Genomic DNA, 18,678 nt, shown 5'->3' with positions numbered 1-18,678 from the left:
AGCGGCGAGGACTCCGGGTCGCTCCGCACCCCGGGCCGCGCGCTCGACCCCGCCGGGTTCGGCGGCACCAGCCGCACCCGCTCCCACTCTGCCGCAGTGCGCTCAGACGCCGTCGTCCTGGCCGCGCCCGTGCTCCTGGCGGTGGCAGCGGTACAGAGCAGGGGTTCCGCCGACCTTTGTGCGAGGCCCGCGCAACGGGCTTACGGAGCGCTGCGCGCGGGCGGAGGCGTGATGGACGGTTCGATGGTCGACCGGATGTAGATCCGCGTGGTGCCGGGTGTGAACTCGTGGGCGAAGAGGTCGATGCAGCGCTGGAGGTATTTGCCCTCCGGGGACGCAAGGTCGTCCGGGCACAGGCCGGCCTTCCGGAGGCCCTGGACGAGCGTCTCGGGTTCGGGCAGTCCGAGGTGACCAAAGGCGGCGGCGGGCCGGTAGCCCTTCTCTTCGGGGTGCACGTTCCCGATCATCTCGGTGCCGCTCCGGATGAGTCTGCCGGTGTACCGCTCCGCGTCCTCGCTCGGCAGGACGAAAGCGAGCAGGCCGGTGTCGTAACGCTGGCCGGTTTTGTAGCCCGACCGCCGGTCCGAGGCTCCCTCCGGAATGCGGATGCCGAGCTGGTCGCTCATCCAGGCGGGCGTGGCCCCTTCTTCCCAGCAGCACGTCATTTCCTGGTCCGTCAGATCCGACGACACGTCATCGGCGACCCAGGACACCACACCGATCGCGCTGGCGACGCAGCCGAGGAGAACCGCAACGACGACGACTGCGACCGGCACACGACGGCGGCACACGGGCCGGGTGTCGGCAGCGGGCCGGGGGGAGGTGTCCATCAGTGATCCTCTATCGCGCTTCCTGCTGCCCACGACCCGGATCCGTCCGGTCGCCCTCGCGGCCCGGTTGGTCCGGCTGTGGCAGAGAGCCCTGGTTCGGGGCGGGTCCGCCCAGATCGTAGTGTTTGACGGAGCTGCTGCCCGCCATGTCGAACTCCTGGGCGATGCCCGTGGTGTGGAGGCGGGCCATCTGACCGTCCGGAATGCCGATTTCGCCGCCCCATAGGAGATCGGTGGTCACGCCTTTGCTCTCGTCCCAGTTGTAGCGGTCCCAGGCGTTGGCCTGGTGGTCGAGACCGACCTGGGGCTGCCCGTTCTCGTCCGGTACGACGGTGACCACCCCGGTCACGTTCGACCGGATGGAGCCGACCGCGTAAAACCAGTTGTTGTCGACGTCCTGTGCGAAGGAGAAGTCCCGGTTTCCGGTCTCCACCGGCATCGAGACGGGTTGTCCGCCATTGCGCCGGAACTCCGCGAGAGCGTCGTCGCGCCAAGCCGCCTGATGTTCCCTGATGCCGTCCTCGATGTGCGCGTCGGAGCCGGGCACGTCCGACATCATTTTGTCGACGGGCAGCTCCATGTCCGTCCCGCTGTTCCCGAGGTAGTGCGCCATGTGCCGCGCGGCGTCGTTGTCACCCTTCCAGTCGGCGGCCTCGGCGATCAGGTTCATCTTCTCCCGGGTCCTGCGCTCCTCGGCTCCCGGATCTTCGACACCGTGGGGCCCGGAGCCCCGGTCGGGGGCGGCCTTCTTGATGGTCGGGGCGAGCAGTCCCGCCGCAAGAAGACCGTCCCTGTGCCCGGTCCACAACTCCGCACGAGCCTGGGGGCTCAGCGATGTCCACAGCCGCCGAAGCTCTGCCCGCTGCACCGTGTTCGCACGCCCCCGAGGGAGGCGAGCCTGGTGGCGCGGGGGAGTTGGTCCTCGTCGAGCGACGGGTACGTTGCGTGCCCCGCGTTGCGTGCCCCGCGTTGTGCGGGTCGCCGCCGTGGCTTCGCTTCAGCGCCCGGGCCACGGCGGCGTCGATCTCGGCCGCGTGCACCACCAGACCCGTGAGGGTATCGGCGTACCACTGCTCACTGTCCCGTGGGGACCCTCCGACACCAACAGCCCCGGATCCGGGCCCGCCGACCGGGGTCCGGGACGGCCACGCGTCCGCCCCGACCGAGTGCGGGCCGACGAGGCGTACGCCTCCCGCAGGAACCGCGGCTACCTGCGCCGCCGCGGGATTCGCTGCACCATCCCGGACAAGGCCGACCAGGCCCGCAACCGTCAAAGGCACGGTTCCCGCGGCGGCCGGTCGCCGCGCTTCGACCCGGTCGACCACCGCGAGCGCCACGCTGTCGAGTGTGGATCAACCGCCTCAACAGGAACCGTGCTGTCGCCACGCGGTACGACAAGTTCGCTGTCCGCTACGACACGACAGTCCTGATCGCGGCGATCAACGAGTGGCTGTGATCCTTCACTGAAAGGCCGCCCAGCCGTCCACAACCTCCCGAGGCGCACTACGGGTAGGCTCGTAGGTATGGGATTTGACTGGGAGAACATACTCGGCGCAAGCGGCAACGGCCTCGACGATGCCTACGACAGCGCGGTTTCCGCGGTCATGTACGGCGATGAACCGGGGTACGACCTTCAGCCACTCCCCGCCGGCGAAGAGCTCGACGACACAAACGGCTTGCGCTGAAATCAACGCACGGACGAGACGCCCCGGCATGCCGGGGCGTTTCACCGTCTCGGAGAACGTGTCAGGTCAGGGTCGGTCAACAGGCGGCCAAGCTGAACTCTGCGGCTCGTCGCCGCCTTCACCGAACTCGTCGTCCCCGGCAACGGCCTGCACTATGGCACGGGGTGCTGCCCGAGCACCGAGGTCTCGGTCTCTACGAGCAGCGCGAGGCCCGCGCCGCCGCCAGCCAGCCCGAGCACTTCGGCGAAGAAGACCTCTACTCGGACGTCCGGGCCGCCCTCGCGCAGCTTGGCTGATCCCGGCCTGCTGGCGACGAGTCCGACCTTGTGTGAGCCGAGGGCCGTCGGTGTGGACGCCGTGAGGGTCCCGCGCGGCGTCGGCCTGCTCGCCCTGGACATCCTCGGCGCGCGCAGTGGCGCCGTCGTCGAGGACGGGGAGGCGCTCTACTGGGTGCTCTTGGTTGGCTCGGCGGTGGACTGGAGCACCACCGGTACGTGGGCGCTCGCCGCCGGGACGATGCTGTCCGTGCCGGTCGCCCGTTGCACGGCCGGGCCCCGACCGCACTGGCGGATCTGCCCCGGCGAGGACCGCCTCCTCACCCCCGTGGATGCCCTTCGGGCGGCGGTGGCGGACGCGTCCGGTCCGGCCGGGGGGCTGTCGGCCGGAGCAGGAGCGCCCAGTGATGGGCTTCCAGGGGCCGGTGAAGATGGCGCCCGGCGTGCTCGTGCACTCGCGCCGCAACCGCGGGGCTGGCGCCGAGACGTGGCTGATCCTGCGGCGCGCGACGCCGACGAGGCGCGGCGGGACTGGAGGAGTACGGCGTCGCGCCGCTGCGTTGCGGTACGAACTTCACCGCCGTTAGGGTCTCGGGGAACATCCACCTGGCCGCGGCCGTACCACCGGCCGCGCAGCGGTGGCCGCCTAGGTGTATTGACCCGCAGCGTTGTTGACGCGGCTGATGGGCGGGTGTCCGTCGAGTGCGGTGTGGCAGCGGTGGTGGTTGTAGGTGTGGAGGAAGTCTGTCAGGGCTTCGGTCCGCTCGGTGTTCGAGGTGTAGGGCCGTAGGTAGGCCCATTCGTCGAGCAGGGTGCGGTTGAAGCGTTCGACCTTGCCGTTGGTCTGTGGCCGGTAGGCACGCGTGAGTTTGCCGGTCGCGTCCAGTTCGGCGAGGGCTGCCTTCCAGGCCAGGCCCTTGCGGTAGGCCCATGCGTTGTCGGTCAGGACGCGTTCGATGCGGTGGATGCCGTGGGCGTGGAAGAACGCGGCGGCGCGGGTGAGGAAGGCCGCGCAGGTTGCGACTTTCTCGTCGGGGTGGATCTCGCTGTAGGCGAGGCGGGAGTGGTCGTTGACGGCGGAGTGGACGTAGTCGAAGCCCATGCTGTTGCGGGTGGCCCGGCCGGCCTGGCGGCCCAGGACTTTGTGGCCGCCGCCGTCGGGGATCCGGCCGAGTTTCTTCACGTCGACATGGACGAGTTCGCCGGGACGGTCGCGTTCGTAGCGGCGGATCACCGCGCCGGTCGGGCGGTCCAGCCAGGCCAGCCGGTTGAGTTGGTGGCGGGTCAGGATCCGGTGGACGGTGGATGGGGGCAGTCCCAGGATCGGGCCGATCCGGGCGGGGCCGAGCTTGCGGCTTCGCCGCAGGTCGCAGACGCGTTCTTCCAGGGCGGCCGGGGTTCGGTGCGGAGTGGTGTGCGGCCTGCTGGAGCGGTCCGCGAGCCCCGCGTCACCCTCGGCCCGCCAGCGCCGTATCCATTTGTGGGCCGCGGGCCGGGAGACACCCATCTCCGCGGCGACATGCGCGACGGGACGGCCGGACAGGACGCGTCCGACCAGGATCCGCCTGCCGTGCACGGTCAGCCGGACATTACGGTGAGACACGAAGACCTCCGTGCGGTGTAGTCCTAGACACCTCCACCACACCGGAGGTCTTCGCCATGATCAAGACCAATCAGCGTTAACAACGCTCGTGATCAATACACCTAGGCCCGGCCCCCGAGGCTGGTGGTGGCGACACCAGGTGCGGCGCACTCTCCCCAGTCGCGTACTCGCCCGGGCAGGCTCGCGATCATGACTGAGCACACGTCCATGACCGGGAACGGACTCCCGCACCACCACACCACACTCGTCACCGGAGCCACCCAGGGACTCGGCCGGGGCATCGCCCTCGAGCTCGCCGGCCGCGGCGGCATCGTGCTCCTGCACGGCCGTGACGCGGGGCGGCTCGCCGCCGTCGCCGCCGAGGTGCGCGCCCTGGGCGCCGGCGGCGAGGTCCGCACCTATGCCGCGGACCTCGCCGACCTCGACGAGGTCGCGGACCTCGCCCGGCGGGTCCGGGAGGCCGAACCCCGCCTCGACGCGCTCGTCCACAACGCCGTGGTCGGCGGCGGCGCCCGCCCCCTCGTGCGCGAGGTCTCGGCCCAGGGCCACGAACTGCGCCTCGCCGTGAACCACCTCGCCCCCTACGCCCTGACCCGAGGGCTGCTGCCGCTGCTCACCGCCTCGGCCCCGGCCCGGATCGTGAACGTCGCCTCGATCGGGCAGGAGGCTGTGGACTTCGACGACCTCATGGTCGAGGAGGAGTACGAGGGGCTGCGCGCCTACTGCCGCAGCAAACTGGCCCTGATCATGGCGACCTTCGCCCTCGGCGCCGAGCTCGACGGCAGCGGCGTCACGGTCAACGCCCTCCACCCCGCCCACCTCATGGACACCGAGGGCGTCCGTACCTACGGCCTCACCCCGCTCGTCGGCATCGAGGAGGGGGTCGCGCCGACCGTCCGGCTCGTCGTCGACCCCGAGCTCGCCGGGGTCACGGGTCGGTACTTCGACCGGTTCACCGACGCGCGGGCGCACGAGCAGGCGTACGACACCGAGGCCCGCCGTCGCCTGATGGCGCTGACGGACGGCCTGGTGGGGACGGCGCCGGTGCCGGGCGTCTGACGCCGGCCCCGGGGCGGTGGGCGCCGGGGCGGCCCGCGCCGGGGTCCGGACAGGGGTGCGCCCCCGGGACCGGGGAAGGTCACGGGGGCGCGGGGCACCGGCGCGCGGGTGGCGCCGGTGCGGGGTGCCGGGGCCGGCCGTATGTCGGCGGGCCGGCCCGGGCGGGGCGGTGCGGCTCAGCGGAGGTCGAAGCGGTCCAGGTCCATGACCTTGGTCCAGGCCGCGACGAAGTCCGTCACGAACTTCTCCTTGGCGTCGTCGCTCGCGTAGACCTCGGCGAGGGCACGGAGCTCCGAGTTCGAGCCGAAGACCAGGTCGGCGCGGCTGCCGGTCCACTTGACCTCGCCGGTCGCGTCGTCGCGGCCCTCGAAGGTGTTCGCGTCGCCGGAGGTGGCCGACCAGGTGGTGCCCAGGTCGAGCAGGTTGACGAAGAAGTCGTTCGTCAGCGTGCCCGGGTTCTCGGTGAGGACACCGAGGGAGGTCTGCGGCGCCGTGATGCCCAGGACGCGCAGGCCGCCGACGAGGACGGTCAGCTCGGGGGCGCTCACCGTGAGCAGGTTGGCGCGGTCGACCAGCAGGTACTCGGCGGGGAGGCGGACGCCCTTGCCGAGGAAGTTGCGGAAGCCGTCCGCCTGCGGCTCCAGGGCGGCGAAGGACTCGACGTCCGTCTGCTCCTGGGAGGCGTCCACGCGGCCCGGGGTGAAGGGGACCTCGACGGACCGGCCGGCGTCGGCGGCGGCCTTCTCGACGGCCGCGGAGCCCGCGAGGACCACGAGGTCGGCGAGCGAGACCTGCTTGCCGTCGGTGCGGCCGGTGTTGAAGGACTCCTGGACGCCCTCCAGGACGCGGAGGACCTGGGCGAGGTCGTCCGGGTTGTTGACCTGCCAGCCGCGCTGCGGCTCCAGGCGGATGCGGCCGCCGTTGGCACCGCCGCGCTTGTCGCTGCCGCGGAAGGAGGAGGCCGCGGCCCAGGCCGCGCCGACCAGCTGGGCGACCGTCAGGTCCGAGGCGAGGATCTTCTCCTTGAGGGAGGCGATGTCCGCCGTGTCGACCAGCTCGGCGGCACGGGCCGGAAGCGGGTCCTGCCAGACGAGCTCCTCCGACGGGACCTCGGCGCCGAGGTAGCGCACGATCGGGCCCAGGTCACGGTGGGTGAGCTTGTACCAGGCGCGGGCGAAGGCGTCGGCGAACTGCTCGGGGTACTCGTAGAAGCGCCGGGAGATCTGCTCGTAGACCGGGTCGAAGCGGAGCGACAGGTCGGTGGTGAGCATGGTCGGGAGGTGCTTCTTCTCCGGGTCGTACGCGTCCGGGATGATCGCCTCGGCGTCCTTGGCGACCCACTGGTTCGCACCCGCGGGGCTCTTGGAGAGCTCGTAGTCGTACTCGAAGAGGTGCTTGAAGAAGTCGTGGCCCCACTGGGCGGGCGTGGTGGTCCAGGTGACCTCCAGGCCGGAGGTGATGGCGTCGGGGCCCTTGCCGGAGCGGTAGCTGCTCGCCCAGCCGAAGCCCTGGGCCTCGATCGGGGCCGCCTCCGGGTCCGCGCCGACGTTGTCGGCCGGGCCGGCGCCGTGCGCCTTGCCGAAGGTGTGGCCACCGGCGATGAGGGCGACGGTCTCCTCGTCGTTCATCGCCATCCGGCGGAAGGTCTCGCGGATGTCGCGGGCGGCGGCGATCGGGTCGGGGTTGCCGTTGGGGCCCTCGGGGTTGACGTAGATGAGGCCCATCTGGACGGCGCCGAGGGGCTCCTCCAGCTCGCGGTCGCCCGAGTAGCGCTCGTCGCCGAGCCAGGTGGTCTCCGGACCCCAGTAGACGTCCTCGTCCGCCTCCCAGACGTCCGCGCGGCCGCCGGCGAAGCCGAAGGTCTCGAAGCCCATGGACTCCAGGGCCACGTTGCCGGTGAGGATCATGAGGTCGGCCCAGGAGAGGGACTGGCCGTACTTCTTCTTCACCGGCCACAGCAGGCGGCGGGCCTTGTCCAGGTTGCCGTTGTCCGGCCAGCTGTTGAGCGGGGCGAAACGCTGCTGGCCGGCGCCGGCGCCGCCGCGGCCGTCGCTGATGCGGTAGGTGCCCGCGCTGTGCCACGCCATACGGATCATGAAGGGGCCGTAGTGGCCGAAGTCGGCCGGCCACCAGTCCTGCGAGGTCGTGAGAACCTCGGCGATGTCCTGCTTCACGGCGGCGAGGTCGAGCGTCTTGAACGCCTCGGCGTAGTCGAAGTCCTCGCCGAGCGGGTTGCCCACGGCCGGGTTCTTGGCCAGGATCCGCAGGTTGAGCCGGTTCGGCCACCACTGACGGTTGCCACCGCCCTGGGTGGGGTGTGCGGCGCGCCCGTGGGCCACGGGGCAGCCGCCTGCGCCCTCGGCCGTCACGTCGCCGCCGGGTGCATCGAGGTTCTCAGACATGGGTATTCCTTCCGGACACGCGCGGGAAGGTCGCGGACACGGAGACCCGACGAAGCGATACCGCCCGGAGTGTTCCCCGGAAGCGGCACGTCACGTCCTCGTCTCCCGCCGTGTCGGACTCTTCCTGTCCCTTGGCCATTAACAAAACTGATCCTACAATGGACGAAGTCCAAGTCAAGAACGACGACAAAGAGGTGACGCGCCGAGCCCGGGGGCACGAGACTCCGCGCGCGGCCCTCGCCGAGAAGGAACAGGTAGGCCCATATGAGTGACCTGCTGGAGCGGCTGCGCGCCCGCGGCTGGCGGATGACGTCGCAGCGGCGTGTCGTCGCGGAGGTCCTCGCCGGCGAGCACGTGCACCTCACCGCCGACGAGGTGCACGCGCGCGCCGTGGAGCGACTGCCCGAGATCGCCCGCGCGACCGTCTACAACACCCTGGGTGAACTGGTCTCCCTCGGTGAGGTGGTGGAGCTCTCCACGGACGGCCGGGCGAAGCGGTACGACCCCAACGCCCACCACCCGCACCAGCACCTCGTCTGCACGGAGTGCGGCACCATCCGCGACGTGCGCCCCCTCGGCGACCCGCTCGCCGTCCTCCCCGACTCCGAGCGCTACGGCTTCACCGTCTCCAAGGTCGACGTGACCTACCGCGGCCGCTGCCCGTCCTGCGCGGCCTGAGCCCTGAGTCCCGACGCATGCCCGGAGCGGGTTCCGCTCGGGGCCTGCGGGCGGTGGCCCCGCGGGCGGAAGGGGCCTCACGGGCGATGAGGGCCGCGCGGGAGTGCCTGAGGGGCCGCTCGTCCTCGTCGACCGCGTAGCGCGTACGGCTCCGGGCGCCGCCCTCGTCGTCATGGCCCCGGGGCGAGGGCGGCCCGGCGCGCAGCCGGGGGAGGGCGGGGGCGGCGGCCCCTGCCCATCCCGGCTCGGGGAGCGGCACCACTTCCTGCGTGACCGCCTCGGGCGGGCGGCCGCGACGGATCGCGACGCACTGCTGCGACTGCTCGTCACCAGCCCCGGCGAGCCGCCGGTCACCTGCGTGCCGGGCCCCGGGACTTCGCTCGGGCGGCGGTGGGCGCGTCTCGCGACCGCGCTCCTCGATCCGGCGGCCCGCGCCGCGCGGATCCTCGACGGGACTCCGGCGGAGCACGCCGGCCGGCCCTGGTGCGCGCTGCGCGCCTGACCGGACGCCGGGGCCGGATCCCCGTCCCTCGGTGGGTGTATGTTGCATCTATATCCGCCGGGCGGGAACCACCGCGCGCGTGCCGTGGCCCGGACGCACCCTGGAGAAGGCGTGCCCGCCCGCCCCGCGGCCGAGGCGCCGCTGCGACACCGGAAAGGAAAGCGCCATGAAGGCACTGCAGTACCGCACCGTGGGTGCCGCCCCCGAAGTCGTCACCGTCCCCGACCCGGAACCCGGCCCCGGGCAGGTGCTCCTCAAGGTCACCGCCGCCGGCGTCTGCCACTCCGACATCGCCGTCATGAGCTGGTCCGCCGAACAGCTCCCCTTCCCGCTGCCCCTCACCCTCGGCCACGAAGGCGTCGGCACCGTCGCCGCCCTCGGCGACGGCGTGACCGGCTTCGCCGAGGGCGACTCCGTCGCCGTCTACGGCCCCTGGGGCTGCGGGAACTGCTTCATGTGCGCCCAGGGCAAGGAGAACTACTGCCTGCGCGCCGCCGAGCTCGGCATCCGCCCGCCCGGCCTCGGAGCCCCCGGCGCCATCGCCGAGTACATGATCGTCGACAGTCCCCGCCACCTCGTGCCGCTCGGCGGCCTCGACCCGGTCCAGGCGGTCCCGCTCACCGACGCCGGCCTCACCCCGTACCACGCCGTCAAGCGCTCGCTGCCGAAGCTCGTCCCCGGCTCCACCGCCGTCGTCATCGGCACCGGCGGCCTCGGCCACGTCGCCGTCCAGCTGCTCCGGGCCCTGACCCCCGCCCGGGTCGTCGCCCTCGACGTCTCCGAGGAGAAGCTCGCCCTCGCCAGGACCGTCGGCGCCCACGACACAGTCCTCTCCGACGCCTCCGCCGCCGACACCGTCCGCGCCCTGACCGACGGGCGCGGCGCCGAGGTCGTCCTCGACTTCGTCGGCGCCCCGCCCACCACCGCCGCCGCCGGGGCCATGGCCGCGGTGGAGGGCGACGTCACCATCGTCGGCCTCGGCGGCGGCACCCTCCCCGTCGGCTTCGGCGCCCTCCCCTACGAGGTGAGCGTCACCTCCCCGTACTGGGGCACCCGCGCCGAACTCATCGAGGTCCTCGACCTCGCCCGCGCGGGCGCCGTCGACGTCCACACCGAGACCTACACACTGGACGAGGCGCCCGAGGCGTACGAGCGGCTGCACGCCGGCCGGGTCGACGGCCGCGCCGTCATCCTCCCGCACGGCTGACCCGCCCCACACGCGCGCGGCCGGGCCGACGGCCCGGCCACCGGCGCCACGTAGGCTCGTGACGTGCCCCCCACCCGTCTGTACCGCGTCGCCGTCCTCGTCCTCGAAGGCGCCAAACCCCTCGACGTCGGCATCCCCGCCCAGGTGTTCACGACCCGCGCGAGCATGCCCTACGAAGTCCGCGTCTGCGGTGCCACCCCCGGCCTGGTGACCGGCGGAGACGGCCTCTCCTACAACGTCGCCCACGGCCTCGACGCCCTCGCCTGGGCCGACATCGTCTTCGTCCCCGGCTACCGCTTCCCCGACCGTGAGGACCCGCCCCCGGCCGTCGTCGAAGCGCTGATCGCCGCCCACGCGCGCGGTGCCCGGCTCGCCGCGATCTCCACCGGCGCCTTCGCGCTCGCCGCCACCGGCCTCCTCGACGGCCGGCGCGCCACCACCCACTGGCACTACGCCCGCGCCCTGGCCGAGAAGCGTCCCCTCGTCCAGGTGGACGAGAACGTCCTCTTCGTCGACGAGGGGAGCGTCCTCACCTCCGCGGGCGCCGCCTCCGGCCTCGACCTCTGCCTGCACATCCTCCGCGGCGACCTCGGCGTCGGCGCCGCCAACCACGCCGCCCGCCGGCTCGTCGCCGCCCCCTACCGCAGCGGCGGCCAGGCCCAGTACGTGCCCCGCAGCGTCCCCGAACCCCACGGCGAACGCTTCGCCGCCACCCGTGAATGGGTCCTGCACCACCTCGACGAACCCCTCACCCTCGACATCCTCGCCCGCCACGCCGCCGTCTCGCCCCGCACCTTCTCCCGCCGCTTCGTCGAGGAGACCGGCTACACCCCCATGCAGTGGCTGCTCCGTGCCCGCGTCGACCGCGCCCGTGAACTCCTCGAACGCTCCGAGCGCGGGGTCGAGCAGATCGCCGCCGACACCGGACTCGGCACCGGCGCCAACCTGCGGATGCACTTCCAGCGGATCCTCGGCACCACCCCGAGCGACTACCGCCGCACCTTCACCCGGGGCGACTGAGCCCTCCCGTGCCCCCCCCGGACGACCCCTCGCGGCGTCCCGCCTGGTTGTTGGCACGATCCTTTCGGACCGTGGCGATCTCGCCCCTGCCGCGCCGGGGCGCGGCGAGCGAGGCTGGGTCACGAAGAAACGGAAGGGACACCGCATCATGACTCGCATCGCCATCAACGGTTTCGGTCGCATCGGCCGCAACGTGCTCCGCGCCCTGCTGGAGCGCGACACCACGCTGGAGGTCGTCGCCGTCAACGACCTCACCGAGCCGAAGGCGCTCGCCCGTCTCCTCGCCTTCGACTCCACCTCGGGCCGCCTCGGCCGCCCGGTCTCCGTCGAGGGCGACACCCTCGTCGTGGACGGCCGCCGCATCAAGGTCCTCGCCGAGCGCGAGCCGGCCAACCTCCCCTGGGCCGAGCTGGGCGTCGACATCGTCCTGGAGGCCACCGGCCGCTTCACCAGCGCCAAGGACGCCCGCCTCCACCTCGACGCGGGTGCCAAGAAGGTCCTGGTCAGCGCCCCCTCCGACGGTGCCGACGTGACCCTGGCCTACGGCGTGAACAGCGACAAGTACGACGCCGAGCTCCACACGATCGTCTCCAACGCCTCCTGCACCACCAACGCGCTCGCCCCGCTGGCCGCCGTCCTCGACGAGCTGGCCGGCATCGAGCACGGCTTCATGACGACCGTGCACGCCTACACCCAGGAGCAGAACCTCCAGGACGGCCCGCACCGCGACGCCCGCCGCGCCCGCAACGCCGCCGTCAACATCGTCCCGACCAGCACCGGCGCCGCCAAGGCCATCGGCCTGGTCCTGCCGCAGCTCGACGGCAAGCTCGCCGGCGACTCGATCCGCGTGCCCGTCCCGGTCGGCTCCATCGTCGAGCTGAACACCACGGTCACCCGCGAGGTCACCCGCGACGAGATCCTCGACGCCTACCGCACGGCCGCCGAGGGCAAGCTCGCCGGCGTCCTGGAGTACTCGGAGGACGAGCTCGTCTCCTCCGACATCACCGGCAACCCGCACTCCTCCATCTTCGACGCGGCCCTCACCCGGGTCGACGGCCGCCACGTCAAGGTCGTCGCCTGGTACGACAACGAGTGGGGCTTCTCGAACCGCGTCATCGACACCCTGCTGCTGCTCGCCGGCTGACCCCGCGTCACCAGCGACGACGCCCCCCTCGGCACCGGCCGAGGGGGGCGTTGTCAGTGGCGCGTGGCAGCATGTCGATCATGAGCCGAATCATTTCGTACACCAGCGGCGACCGCGCCGAGGCCGTCGCCTACCTCGGCGCGGCGGAGCGCCTCACCGACGAGCAGCGGCGCGTGCTCCCCATGATCCGCGAGCGGTGCGAGGCCAGCCAGCGCGAGCTGGACCACCAGGGCCTCGACTGGGACCTGACCATCCCCCAGGCCCTGGAGCACCTGATCGAGGGCCGCGCCGACGCGCCGGGGACCTACGCCGGCAAGGCCTACGCCAGGGCGCTCCAGCACATCATCGACTACTGCGGCTCCGACCCCTCCGACCTGGGCGTCTACTCCAAGCCCGGCACCTTCTTCAGCCTGCTCGACGAGCAGTTGAAGCAGCACGGCGTCCCCGCCGACCTGCTCCCGTACGGTTTCCTCTTCTCCGGCCCGCCGGACGAGATCCCCTTCCACGTGCCATACGCGATCGACGGCCCCGACATAGGGCTGCTGCCGCTCGACCGGGCCAAGCCGGCCGCCGACGCCTACCGGGCCGTCCGGGAGAAGATCGACCCCGACTTCGTCTACGACCTCGATCTCCTCATCGAGAAGCTGGAGTTCGAGCACGACGAGTGGGAGTCCACCAAGGCGCGCGGCCTGGACTGGTACCACCACGACACCATCTTCTTCTCCATCAACGGCTGACGGAGTCGGGGGCGGGGACCGGGTCCGGCAGGCCGAGGGCGGTGGCCAGGCGGGAGCGGTGCCAGTGGGGCGGGCCGAAGAGCCGGGCGGAGCCGTGCGCCCGCTTGAAGTAGCGGTGCGCGTCGTGCTCCCAGGTGATGCCGATCCCGCCGTGCAACTGGATCGTCTCACCGGCCACCTCGGCGAACGCCTCCGAGCAGACCGACTTGGCGGTGGCCGCGAGCCGGGTCAGCTCCGGTCCGCGCGCACCGTCCGCGGCGGCGAAGGCGGCGCCGAGCGCCGCGGAGCGGGCCGACTCGACCCGGACGTACGCGTCCGCGAGCCGGTGCTTCACCGCCTGGAAGGAGCCGATCGTCCGCCCGAACTGCACCCGCTCCCCGGCGTACGCCACCGTCAGTTCGAGGCACCGCGCAGCCGCGCCGACCTGCTCCGCGGCGAGCGCCGTGCAGGCCAGGTCGAGGACGTGCCGCAGCACCCGTCCACCGTCGCCCTCGGCGCCGACCAGCCGGCCCTCCGCCCCGTCGAGCGCCACCCGCGCCTGCGCCCGGGTGGCGTCCATCGGCACCGTCTCCTCGCGGACGACCCCCGGTCCGTCGCCGGCCACCGCGAAGAGCGACACCCCCGCGCCCGTCCGGGCCGCCACCAGCAGCGTCCCGGCGCCGGCCCCGTCGAGCACGTGCTCCTTCACCCCGGTGAGCCGCCAGCCGCCGCCGGGGGAGGCGACGGCCTCGGCCCGTACCGCCTCCGGATCCCAGGAGCCGCCCTCGGCCCACGCGAGCGCCGCCGTCGCCTCGCCCGAGACGAGCCCCGGCAGCAGCGCGGCGCACTCCTCCGCGGAGCCGGCGGCCAGCAGCGTCTGCACCACGAGCACCGCGGAGCCGAGGTACGGGACGGGGCTCAGCTCCCGGCCCAGTTCCTCCATCACCACATGCACCTCCACGGCCCCGCAGCCGGCGCCGCCGTACGCCTCGGGGACGGCGAGCCCCGCCGCCCCGATCTGCTCGGCCAGCGGCCGCCAGGCCGACCCGCCCGGATGACGGCGGAGCAACTGCCGCACCGCGGTGCGCAGTTCCTCCTGCTCCTCGGTGAACCTCATGCCTCTGCTCCCTTCTCGACGGCGGGTGCGGTGATGGTGCGGGAAGGGGGCGGGTCCTCCTCGGACAGGTCCCTGCCCCGGGTCTCCGCCGTGCGCCAGATCGCGAGCGCGGTCACCAGGCCGCAGCCGACGGCGAGCACCGCGAGCGGGGTGCTGCCGGCCCGGTCCGCGAGCAGACCGCCGGCGAGCAGCGGGGTGAAGCCGCCGCCGACCAGGGCGGCCAGCTGGTAGCCGAGCGAGGCGCCGGTGTAGCGGACACGCGTGCCGAACAGCTCCGAGAGCAGCGGCCCGAGCGGCGCGTACATCGCGGACTGCACGAGCTGCCCGAGGACCATGCCGGCGATCAGCAGCGCCGGCTTCTCCGTGTCGACCAGGGCGTAGACCGGGAAGGCGAGTACGACGACGCCCGTCGCCCCGCCGAGCACCACGGCCCGGCGTCCGACGCGGTCGGAGAGGGCGGAGAAGAGCGGGATGGCGACCAGACCGGCGAGCGAGGTGAAGACCATGCCGGTCATCACCTGCGAGGTCGTGTAGCCGATGCCGGTGGCGTAGGTGAGCATGAAGGTGCTGATCAGCGCGGTCAGGGCGAAGGGGCCGATGCCCACGCCGCAGGCGAGGACCAGGGTCCGGGGACGGCGCAGCACCCGGGCCAGCGGAACGCCGCCGTCCGCCCCGGCGCCGTCCCGCGCCGCGGACCGCCGGAAGAGCGGGCTCTCGGTCACGGACAGGCGTACGTACAGGCCGACCGCGAGGAGCACCGCGCTGAAGAGGAACGGCAGGCGCCACCCCCAGTCCAGGAACGCCTCGCGGGGAAGCGCCGACACCAGGGCGACGGCGACGGTGGAGAGCAGGAAGCCGAGCGGGGACCCCATCTGCATGACGCCGCTCCACAGTCCGCGCCGGCGCGGATCGGCGTGCTCCACCACCATGAGGGTCGCGCCCGCCCATTCGCCGCCGATGGCGAGCCCCTGCACCACGCGGAACAGCACCAGGAGGACGGGGGCGGCGACGCCGATGGTCTCGTACGTCGGCAGCACGCCGATGAGGAAGCTGGCCACGCCCATCAGCACCATCGTCAGGACGAGCATGGACTTCCGGCCGAGCCGGTCGCCGAAGTGGCCGAAGACGGCGCCGCCGAGCGGCCGGGCCACATAGCCGGCGGCGAGCGTGCCGAAGGCGGCGATGGTGCCGCTGAGGGGATCGTCTCCGGGGAAGAACAGCGGGCCGAAGGCGAGCGCCGCCATCGTGCCGTACAGCAGGAAGTCGTAGTACTCGATGACGGTGCCGAGCAGGCTCGACAGCGCCACCCGGCGCAACAGCGCCGGATCGGGCTGTCTCTCGGGGGTGTGCGAGGACGGTGCGGCGGACATGGTGCTCCCGGGTGCGGTGGGGAGGGGGTCAGGGGGCGAGGACACGGGCGCGACAGGAGGCGGGGGTGCCCCAGGCGTCGCGGAGCGGCCGTGCCTTGCGGATCCACAGGGAGAGGTCCAGCTCCTCGGTGTAGCCGACGGCGCCGTGGAGCTGGAGGGCGGTGCGGGCGGCGGTGTGGGCGGCCTCGCCCGCGGTGACCTTCGCGGCGGCGACCTCCCGGTGCGCCGTCCCGTGCCCGGCCAGGGCCAGGGCGGCGGCGTGCAGCAGCGGCTGGGCGAACTCCAGGGCGAGCAGGGTGTCGGCCAGCCGGTGCTTCACGGCCTGGAACGAGCCGATGGGCACGCCGAACTGGGTGCGCTGCTTCACGTAGGCCACGGTCCGGTCGAGCAGCGCCCGGCCGAGCCCCAGGGACTGGGCGGCCGTCGCGAGGGCGGCCACCTCGGCGGCGTACGCGGTGGCGGCGGCGACCTCGGGGCTGCGGGCCAGGACGGTGCCGCCCGCCGCGGGCCTGGCCAGGCGGCGTACCGGATCGGCCGAGGGCTGTACGGGGCCGGCGGCGTCGGCGATCCGCACGGTGTCGTCCTCGGCGACCAGCACGGCGTCGGCCAGGTCCGCGTCGAGCGCGTAGGGGCCGGTGAGTTCCGGGACGCGGAGGGAGACGACCGCTTGGCCGGCGGCGACGCGAGGCAGCCAGGCGGAGGCCGCGGCCTTGTCGCCGAGCCGGTCGAGGAGGGCCGCCGCGGCGACGGTCTCGACGAGCGGGCCGGGGACGGCGTGCCGGCCCAGTTCGGTGAAGGCCACAGCCAGTTCGAGCGGCAGCGGGCCAAGCCCCTCGTACTCCTCCGGTACCGCCAGCGCGAACACTCCGGCGTCCGCGAGCCGGGACCAGAGGGCGCGCCCCGGGGCGTGGTCGCCGGCCGCCCAGGCCCGTGCGGCCCCGGGGGTGTCGGCCGCCGACAGGAGCGTGTCCAGGGTGCGGGCGAACTCCCGCTGTTCGTCGTCGAGCAGGAACCGCATCACCGGCGTCCCTTCGGCAGGCCGAGCAGCCGCTCGGCGATGATGTCGCGCTGGATCTCGTTGGTCCCGGCGTAGATCGGCCCGGCCAGGGAGAAGGTGTGGCCCTCGGCCCAGCCGCCGTGCGCGGGGGCCTCCGCGGCCTCGTCGGAGAGTTCGCCGTACGGCCCGAGGAGGTCGAGGGCGGTCTCGTGGAGCGCGATGTCGAGCTCGGACCAGAAGACCTTGTTGAGGCTGGACTCGGCGCCGATCGAGCCGCCGGCGGCGAGCCGGGAGGCGTTGGCGTAGGTGAAGAGGCGGTAGGCGCTCGCGCCGATGACGGCGTCGGCGACGCGGTCGCGGACGGCGGTGTCGGCGGGATCGGCGTGCTCGCGCCACAGGGCGGCGAGCCGGTCGGCGGCGGCGGAGAACCGGCCGGGGCTGCGCAGGGTGAGGCCGCGCTCGTTGCCGGCCGTGCTCATCGCGACCCGCCAGCCGTCGCCGGGGGCGCCGATCACGTCCTCGTCGGGGACGAACACGTCGTCGAGGAAGAGTTCGGCGAAGGCGGGCTTGCCGTCGAGCCGTCCGACGGGCCGTACGGTGACGCCGTCCGCGTCGAGCGGGAACATGAGGTAGGTCAGTCCCCGGTGCGGCCGGCCGGCGTCCGGGTCGCTGCGGAAGAGGCCGAAGGCGCGGTCGGCGAAGGCGGCCCGGGAGGACCAGGTCTTCTGGCCGCGGAGCAGCCAGCCGCCGTCGGTGCGCACGGCGGTGGAGCGCAGGCTCGCGAGGTCGGATCCGGACTCGGGTTCGGACCAGGCCTGGGCCCAGACGACCTCGCCGGACGCCATGGGCGGCAGGACGCGGGCGCGCTGCTCGTCGGTGCCGTGCTCGAAGAGGGTGGGGGCGAGCAGGTTGATGCCGTTCTGGGCGACGCGGCCCGGCGCGCCGGCGGCGTAGTACTCCTCCTCGAAGACCAGCCAGCGCAGGACGGAGGAGCCCCGGCCGCCGTACTCCTCGGGCCAGGAGACCACCGACCAGCGGTCGGCGGCGAGTTCGGCCTCCCAGGCACGGTGGGCGGCGAAGCCCCCGGCGGTCTCCAGGGAGGGCAGGGGCGTGGTGGGCACGTGGGCGGCGAGCCAGGCGCGGGCCTCGGCCCGGAAGGCGTCGTCGGCCGCGGAGAAGTCGAGGTCCATCAGGCTCCCGCCGCCTTCATGGCGTGGATGTCCATGCCGCCCAGCGAGTCGCGGGCGGTCTCGGCGTTGTGCGCGTGCGCGAGGTGGTGCAGTCCGAAGACGGAGTCCATGCCGGTGTGCAGTCCCTGGAGGTCCTCGGCCTGGTTGACGGCGCGCTTGGTGAGGGCGAGCCCCATGCGGGGCATCTCGGCGATCCGCAGGGCCAGTTCCATCGTCCGGGCTTCGAGTTCGTCGCGGGGGACGACGCGGTTGACCATGCCGACCTCGTGGGCGCGGCGGGCGCCCATCCGGTCGCCGGTGTACAGGAACTCCTTGGCGATCCGGGGCGGCATCACCCAGGGGTGGGCGAAGTACTCGACGCCGGGGATGCCCATGCGGACCACCGGGTCGGCGAAGAACGCGTCCTCGGAGGCGACGATCAGGTCGCAGATCCAGGCGAGCATCAGACCGCCGGCGACGCAGGCGCCCTGCACGGACGCGACGACCGGCTTGGGCAGTTCGCGCCAGCGGCGGCACATGCCCAGGTAGACCTCGGACTCGCGGGCGAAGCGGCTCTCCGCGCCGTCCTTGTCCGAGTGGTCCCACCAGAGGCCGGCCCGCCGCTCGAAGGGCAGGTGCGCGTCGCGCTCGGGGGTGCCGATGTCGTGCCCCGCGGAGAAGTGCTCGCCGGCGCCTGCGAGGACGACGACCTTGACCTCGCCGTCCTCCGCCGCGCGGTAGAAGGCGCGGTCGAGGGCGTAGGTCATCGCGGAGTTCTGGGCGTTGCGGTACTGGGGCCGGTCCATGGTGACGACGGCGACGGGGCCCCGCCGTTCGTAGCGGACGGGCTCACCGGACGTGGTGCGGGCAGCGGACATCCGCCCTCCTTCCCTAACAAGTGTTT

Annotated in this window: 18 protein-coding genes; 9 read left to right on the top strand and 9 right to left on the bottom strand. The window is 72.9% G+C overall.

Going from position 1 to position 18,678, the window contains the following annotated elements; translation table 11 throughout:
• Positions 1–200: 200 nt before the first annotated feature.
• Together ACFYT9_RS06575 and ACFYT9_RS06570 are read right to left on the bottom strand one after the other, a co-directional pair.
• Complete coding sequence (locus ACFYT9_RS06575) at positions 201–830, bottom strand: hypothetical protein (protein WP_389161350.1); 630 nt, start codon at positions 828–830, stop codon at positions 201–203.
• A gap of 10 nt (positions 831–840) precedes the next feature.
• Positions 841–1,500, bottom strand: coding sequence for a hypothetical protein (locus ACFYT9_RS06570; protein ID WP_389161348.1), 660 nt, complete (start codon positions 1,498–1,500; stop codon positions 841–843).
• 853 nt (positions 1,501–2,353) lie between these two features.
• On the opposite strand from ACFYT9_RS06570, the gene ACFYT9_RS06565 reads away from it, so the two are divergent.
• Together ACFYT9_RS06565 and ACFYT9_RS06560 are read left to right on the top strand one after the other, a co-directional pair.
• Entirely contained in the window at positions 2,354–2,515 is a 162-nt protein-coding gene (locus ACFYT9_RS06565) for a hypothetical protein (RefSeq protein ID WP_387272170.1), read from the top strand.
• 164 nt (positions 2,516–2,679) lie between these two features.
• Entirely contained in the window at positions 2,680–2,811 is a 132-nt protein-coding gene (locus tag ACFYT9_RS06560) for a hypothetical protein (RefSeq protein ID WP_389161346.1), read from the top strand.
• A 625-nt stretch (positions 2,812–3,436) separates the two neighbouring features.
• Here ACFYT9_RS06560 and ACFYT9_RS06555 read toward each other — a convergent pair.
• The gene (locus tag ACFYT9_RS06555; RefSeq protein WP_389161345.1) at positions 3,437–4,393 is read right to left on the bottom strand and encodes an IS481 family transposase; all 957 of its coding nucleotides are present in this window, start codon (positions 4,391–4,393) and stop codon (positions 3,437–3,439) included.
• A 189-nt stretch (positions 4,394–4,582) separates the two neighbouring features.
• Between ACFYT9_RS06555 and ACFYT9_RS06550 the strand changes: the two genes are divergently transcribed.
• Entirely contained in the window at positions 4,583–5,452 is an 870-nt protein-coding gene (locus ACFYT9_RS06550; RefSeq protein WP_389161343.1) for an SDR family NAD(P)-dependent oxidoreductase, read from the top strand.
• Between the two features lie 176 nt (positions 5,453–5,628).
• Here ACFYT9_RS06550 and katG read toward each other — a convergent pair whose 3' ends face one another.
• Positions 5,629–7,854 (bottom strand): catalase/peroxidase HPI, encoded by a 2,226-nt coding sequence (gene katG, locus ACFYT9_RS06545; RefSeq protein ID WP_389161341.1) that lies wholly within the window; start codon positions 7,852–7,854, stop codon positions 5,629–5,631.
• Positions 7,855–8,118: 264 nt separating this feature from the next.
• Here katG and ACFYT9_RS06540 point away from each other — a divergent pair, with 264 nt between their 5' ends.
• From ACFYT9_RS06540 to ACFYT9_RS06515, 6 genes are all read left to right on the top strand, one after another.
• A complete protein-coding gene (locus ACFYT9_RS06540) occupies positions 8,119–8,532 on the top strand; it encodes a Fur family transcriptional regulator (protein ID WP_376603379.1) in 414 nt (137 codons plus the stop codon).
• A 103-nt stretch (positions 8,533–8,635) separates the two neighbouring features.
• Positions 8,636–9,034, top strand: coding sequence for a hypothetical protein (locus ACFYT9_RS06535; protein WP_389161340.1), 399 nt, complete (start codon positions 8,636–8,638; stop codon positions 9,032–9,034).
• 166 nt (positions 9,035–9,200) lie between these two features.
• Entirely contained in the window at positions 9,201–10,241 is a 1,041-nt protein-coding gene (locus ACFYT9_RS06530) for an NAD(P)-dependent alcohol dehydrogenase (protein WP_389161338.1), read from the top strand.
• 63 nt (positions 10,242–10,304) lie between these two features.
• Entirely contained in the window at positions 10,305–11,261 is a 957-nt protein-coding gene (locus ACFYT9_RS06525; RefSeq protein ID WP_387279340.1) for a GlxA family transcriptional regulator, read from the top strand.
• Positions 11,262–11,409: 148 nt separating this feature from the next.
• A complete protein-coding gene (gene gap / locus ACFYT9_RS06520) occupies positions 11,410–12,405 on the top strand; it encodes a type I glyceraldehyde-3-phosphate dehydrogenase (RefSeq protein ID WP_387279342.1) in 996 nt (331 codons plus the stop codon).
• Positions 12,406–12,485: 80 nt separating this feature from the next.
• Entirely contained in the window at positions 12,486–13,142 is a 657-nt protein-coding gene (locus ACFYT9_RS06515) for a hypothetical protein (protein WP_389161336.1), read from the top strand.
• Here ACFYT9_RS06515 and ACFYT9_RS06510 read toward each other — a convergent pair.
• Genes ACFYT9_RS06510 through ACFYT9_RS06490 form a run of 5 tightly spaced genes read right to left on the bottom strand, consistent with a single transcriptional unit; the run spans position 13,132 to position 18,652 of the window.
• The gene (locus ACFYT9_RS06510; RefSeq protein ID WP_389161334.1) at positions 13,132–14,238 is read right to left on the bottom strand and encodes an acyl-CoA dehydrogenase family protein; all 1,107 of its coding nucleotides are present in this window, start codon (positions 14,236–14,238) and stop codon (positions 13,132–13,134) included. The genes ACFYT9_RS06515 and ACFYT9_RS06510 overlap by 11 nt on opposite strands.
• Positions 14,235–15,608 carry an MFS transporter gene (locus ACFYT9_RS06505; RefSeq protein WP_389161333.1) on the bottom strand — a complete coding sequence of 458 codons (1,374 nt, stop codon included), beginning with the start codon at positions 15,606–15,608 and terminating at the stop codon, positions 14,235–14,237. Before ACFYT9_RS06505 ends, ACFYT9_RS06510 begins: the two co-directional genes overlap by 4 nt.
• Before the next feature lie 28 nt (positions 15,609–15,636).
• The gene (locus ACFYT9_RS06500) at positions 15,637–16,626 is read right to left on the bottom strand and encodes an acyl-CoA dehydrogenase family protein (protein ID WP_389161331.1); all 990 of its coding nucleotides are present in this window, start codon (positions 16,624–16,626) and stop codon (positions 15,637–15,639) included.
• Positions 16,626–17,795, bottom strand: a complete 1,170-nt coding sequence (locus tag ACFYT9_RS06495; RefSeq protein ID WP_389161330.1) for an acyl-CoA dehydrogenase family protein — start codon at positions 17,793–17,795, stop codon at positions 16,626–16,628. The genes ACFYT9_RS06500 and ACFYT9_RS06495 overlap by 1 nt, the downstream gene beginning before the upstream one ends.
• On the bottom strand, positions 17,795–18,652 hold the full coding sequence (locus ACFYT9_RS06490; RefSeq protein WP_387279354.1) for an enoyl-CoA hydratase: 858 nt from the start codon (positions 18,650–18,652) through the stop codon (positions 17,795–17,797). The genes ACFYT9_RS06495 and ACFYT9_RS06490 overlap by 1 nt, the downstream gene beginning before the upstream one ends.
• Positions 18,653–18,678: the final 26 nt, after the last annotated feature.

Origin of the sequence: Streptomyces sp. NPDC004435, assembly GCF_042873895.1 — a bacterium.
Taxonomy (GTDB): domain Bacteria; phylum Actinomycetota; class Actinomycetes; order Streptomycetales; family Streptomycetaceae; genus Streptomyces.
This window is presented reverse-complemented; position numbering and strand designations above follow the sequence as displayed.

Coding starts and splice junctions, on each gene's coding strand:
- ACFYT9_RS06575 (WP_389161350.1), bottom strand. CDS start 830: ATGGACACCTCCCCCCGGCCCGCTGCCGACACCCGGCCCGTGTGCCGC.
- ACFYT9_RS06570 (WP_389161348.1), bottom strand. CDS start 1,500: ATGAACCTGATCGCCGAGGCCGCCGACTGGAAGGGTGACAACGACGCC.
- ACFYT9_RS06565 (WP_387272170.1), top strand. CDS start 2,354: ATGGGATTTGACTGGGAGAACATACTCGGCGCAAGCGGCAACGGCCTC.
- ACFYT9_RS06550 (WP_389161343.1), top strand. CDS start 4,583: ATGACTGAGCACACGTCCATGACCGGGAACGGACTCCCGCACCACCAC.
- katG (WP_389161341.1), bottom strand. CDS start 7,854: ATGTCTGAGAACCTCGATGCACCCGGCGGCGACGTGACGGCCGAGGGC.
- ACFYT9_RS06540 (WP_376603379.1), top strand. CDS start 8,119: ATGAGTGACCTGCTGGAGCGGCTGCGCGCCCGCGGCTGGCGGATGACG.
- ACFYT9_RS06530 (WP_389161338.1), top strand. CDS start 9,201: ATGAAGGCACTGCAGTACCGCACCGTGGGTGCCGCCCCCGAAGTCGTC.
- gap (WP_387279342.1), top strand. CDS start 11,410: ATGACTCGCATCGCCATCAACGGTTTCGGTCGCATCGGCCGCAACGTG.
- ACFYT9_RS06515 (WP_389161336.1), top strand. CDS start 12,486: ATGAGCCGAATCATTTCGTACACCAGCGGCGACCGCGCCGAGGCCGTC.
- ACFYT9_RS06510 (WP_389161334.1), bottom strand. CDS start 14,238: ATGAGGTTCACCGAGGAGCAGGAGGAACTGCGCACCGCGGTGCGGCAG.
- ACFYT9_RS06505 (WP_389161333.1), bottom strand. CDS start 15,608: ATGTCCGCCGCACCGTCCTCGCACACCCCCGAGAGACAGCCCGATCCG.
- ACFYT9_RS06500 (WP_389161331.1), bottom strand. CDS start 16,626: ATGCGGTTCCTGCTCGACGACGAACAGCGGGAGTTCGCCCGCACCCTG.
- ACFYT9_RS06495 (WP_389161330.1), bottom strand. CDS start 17,795: ATGGACCTCGACTTCTCCGCGGCCGACGACGCCTTCCGGGCCGAGGCC.
- ACFYT9_RS06490 (WP_387279354.1), bottom strand. CDS start 18,652: ATGTCCGCTGCCCGCACCACGTCCGGTGAGCCCGTCCGCTACGAACGG.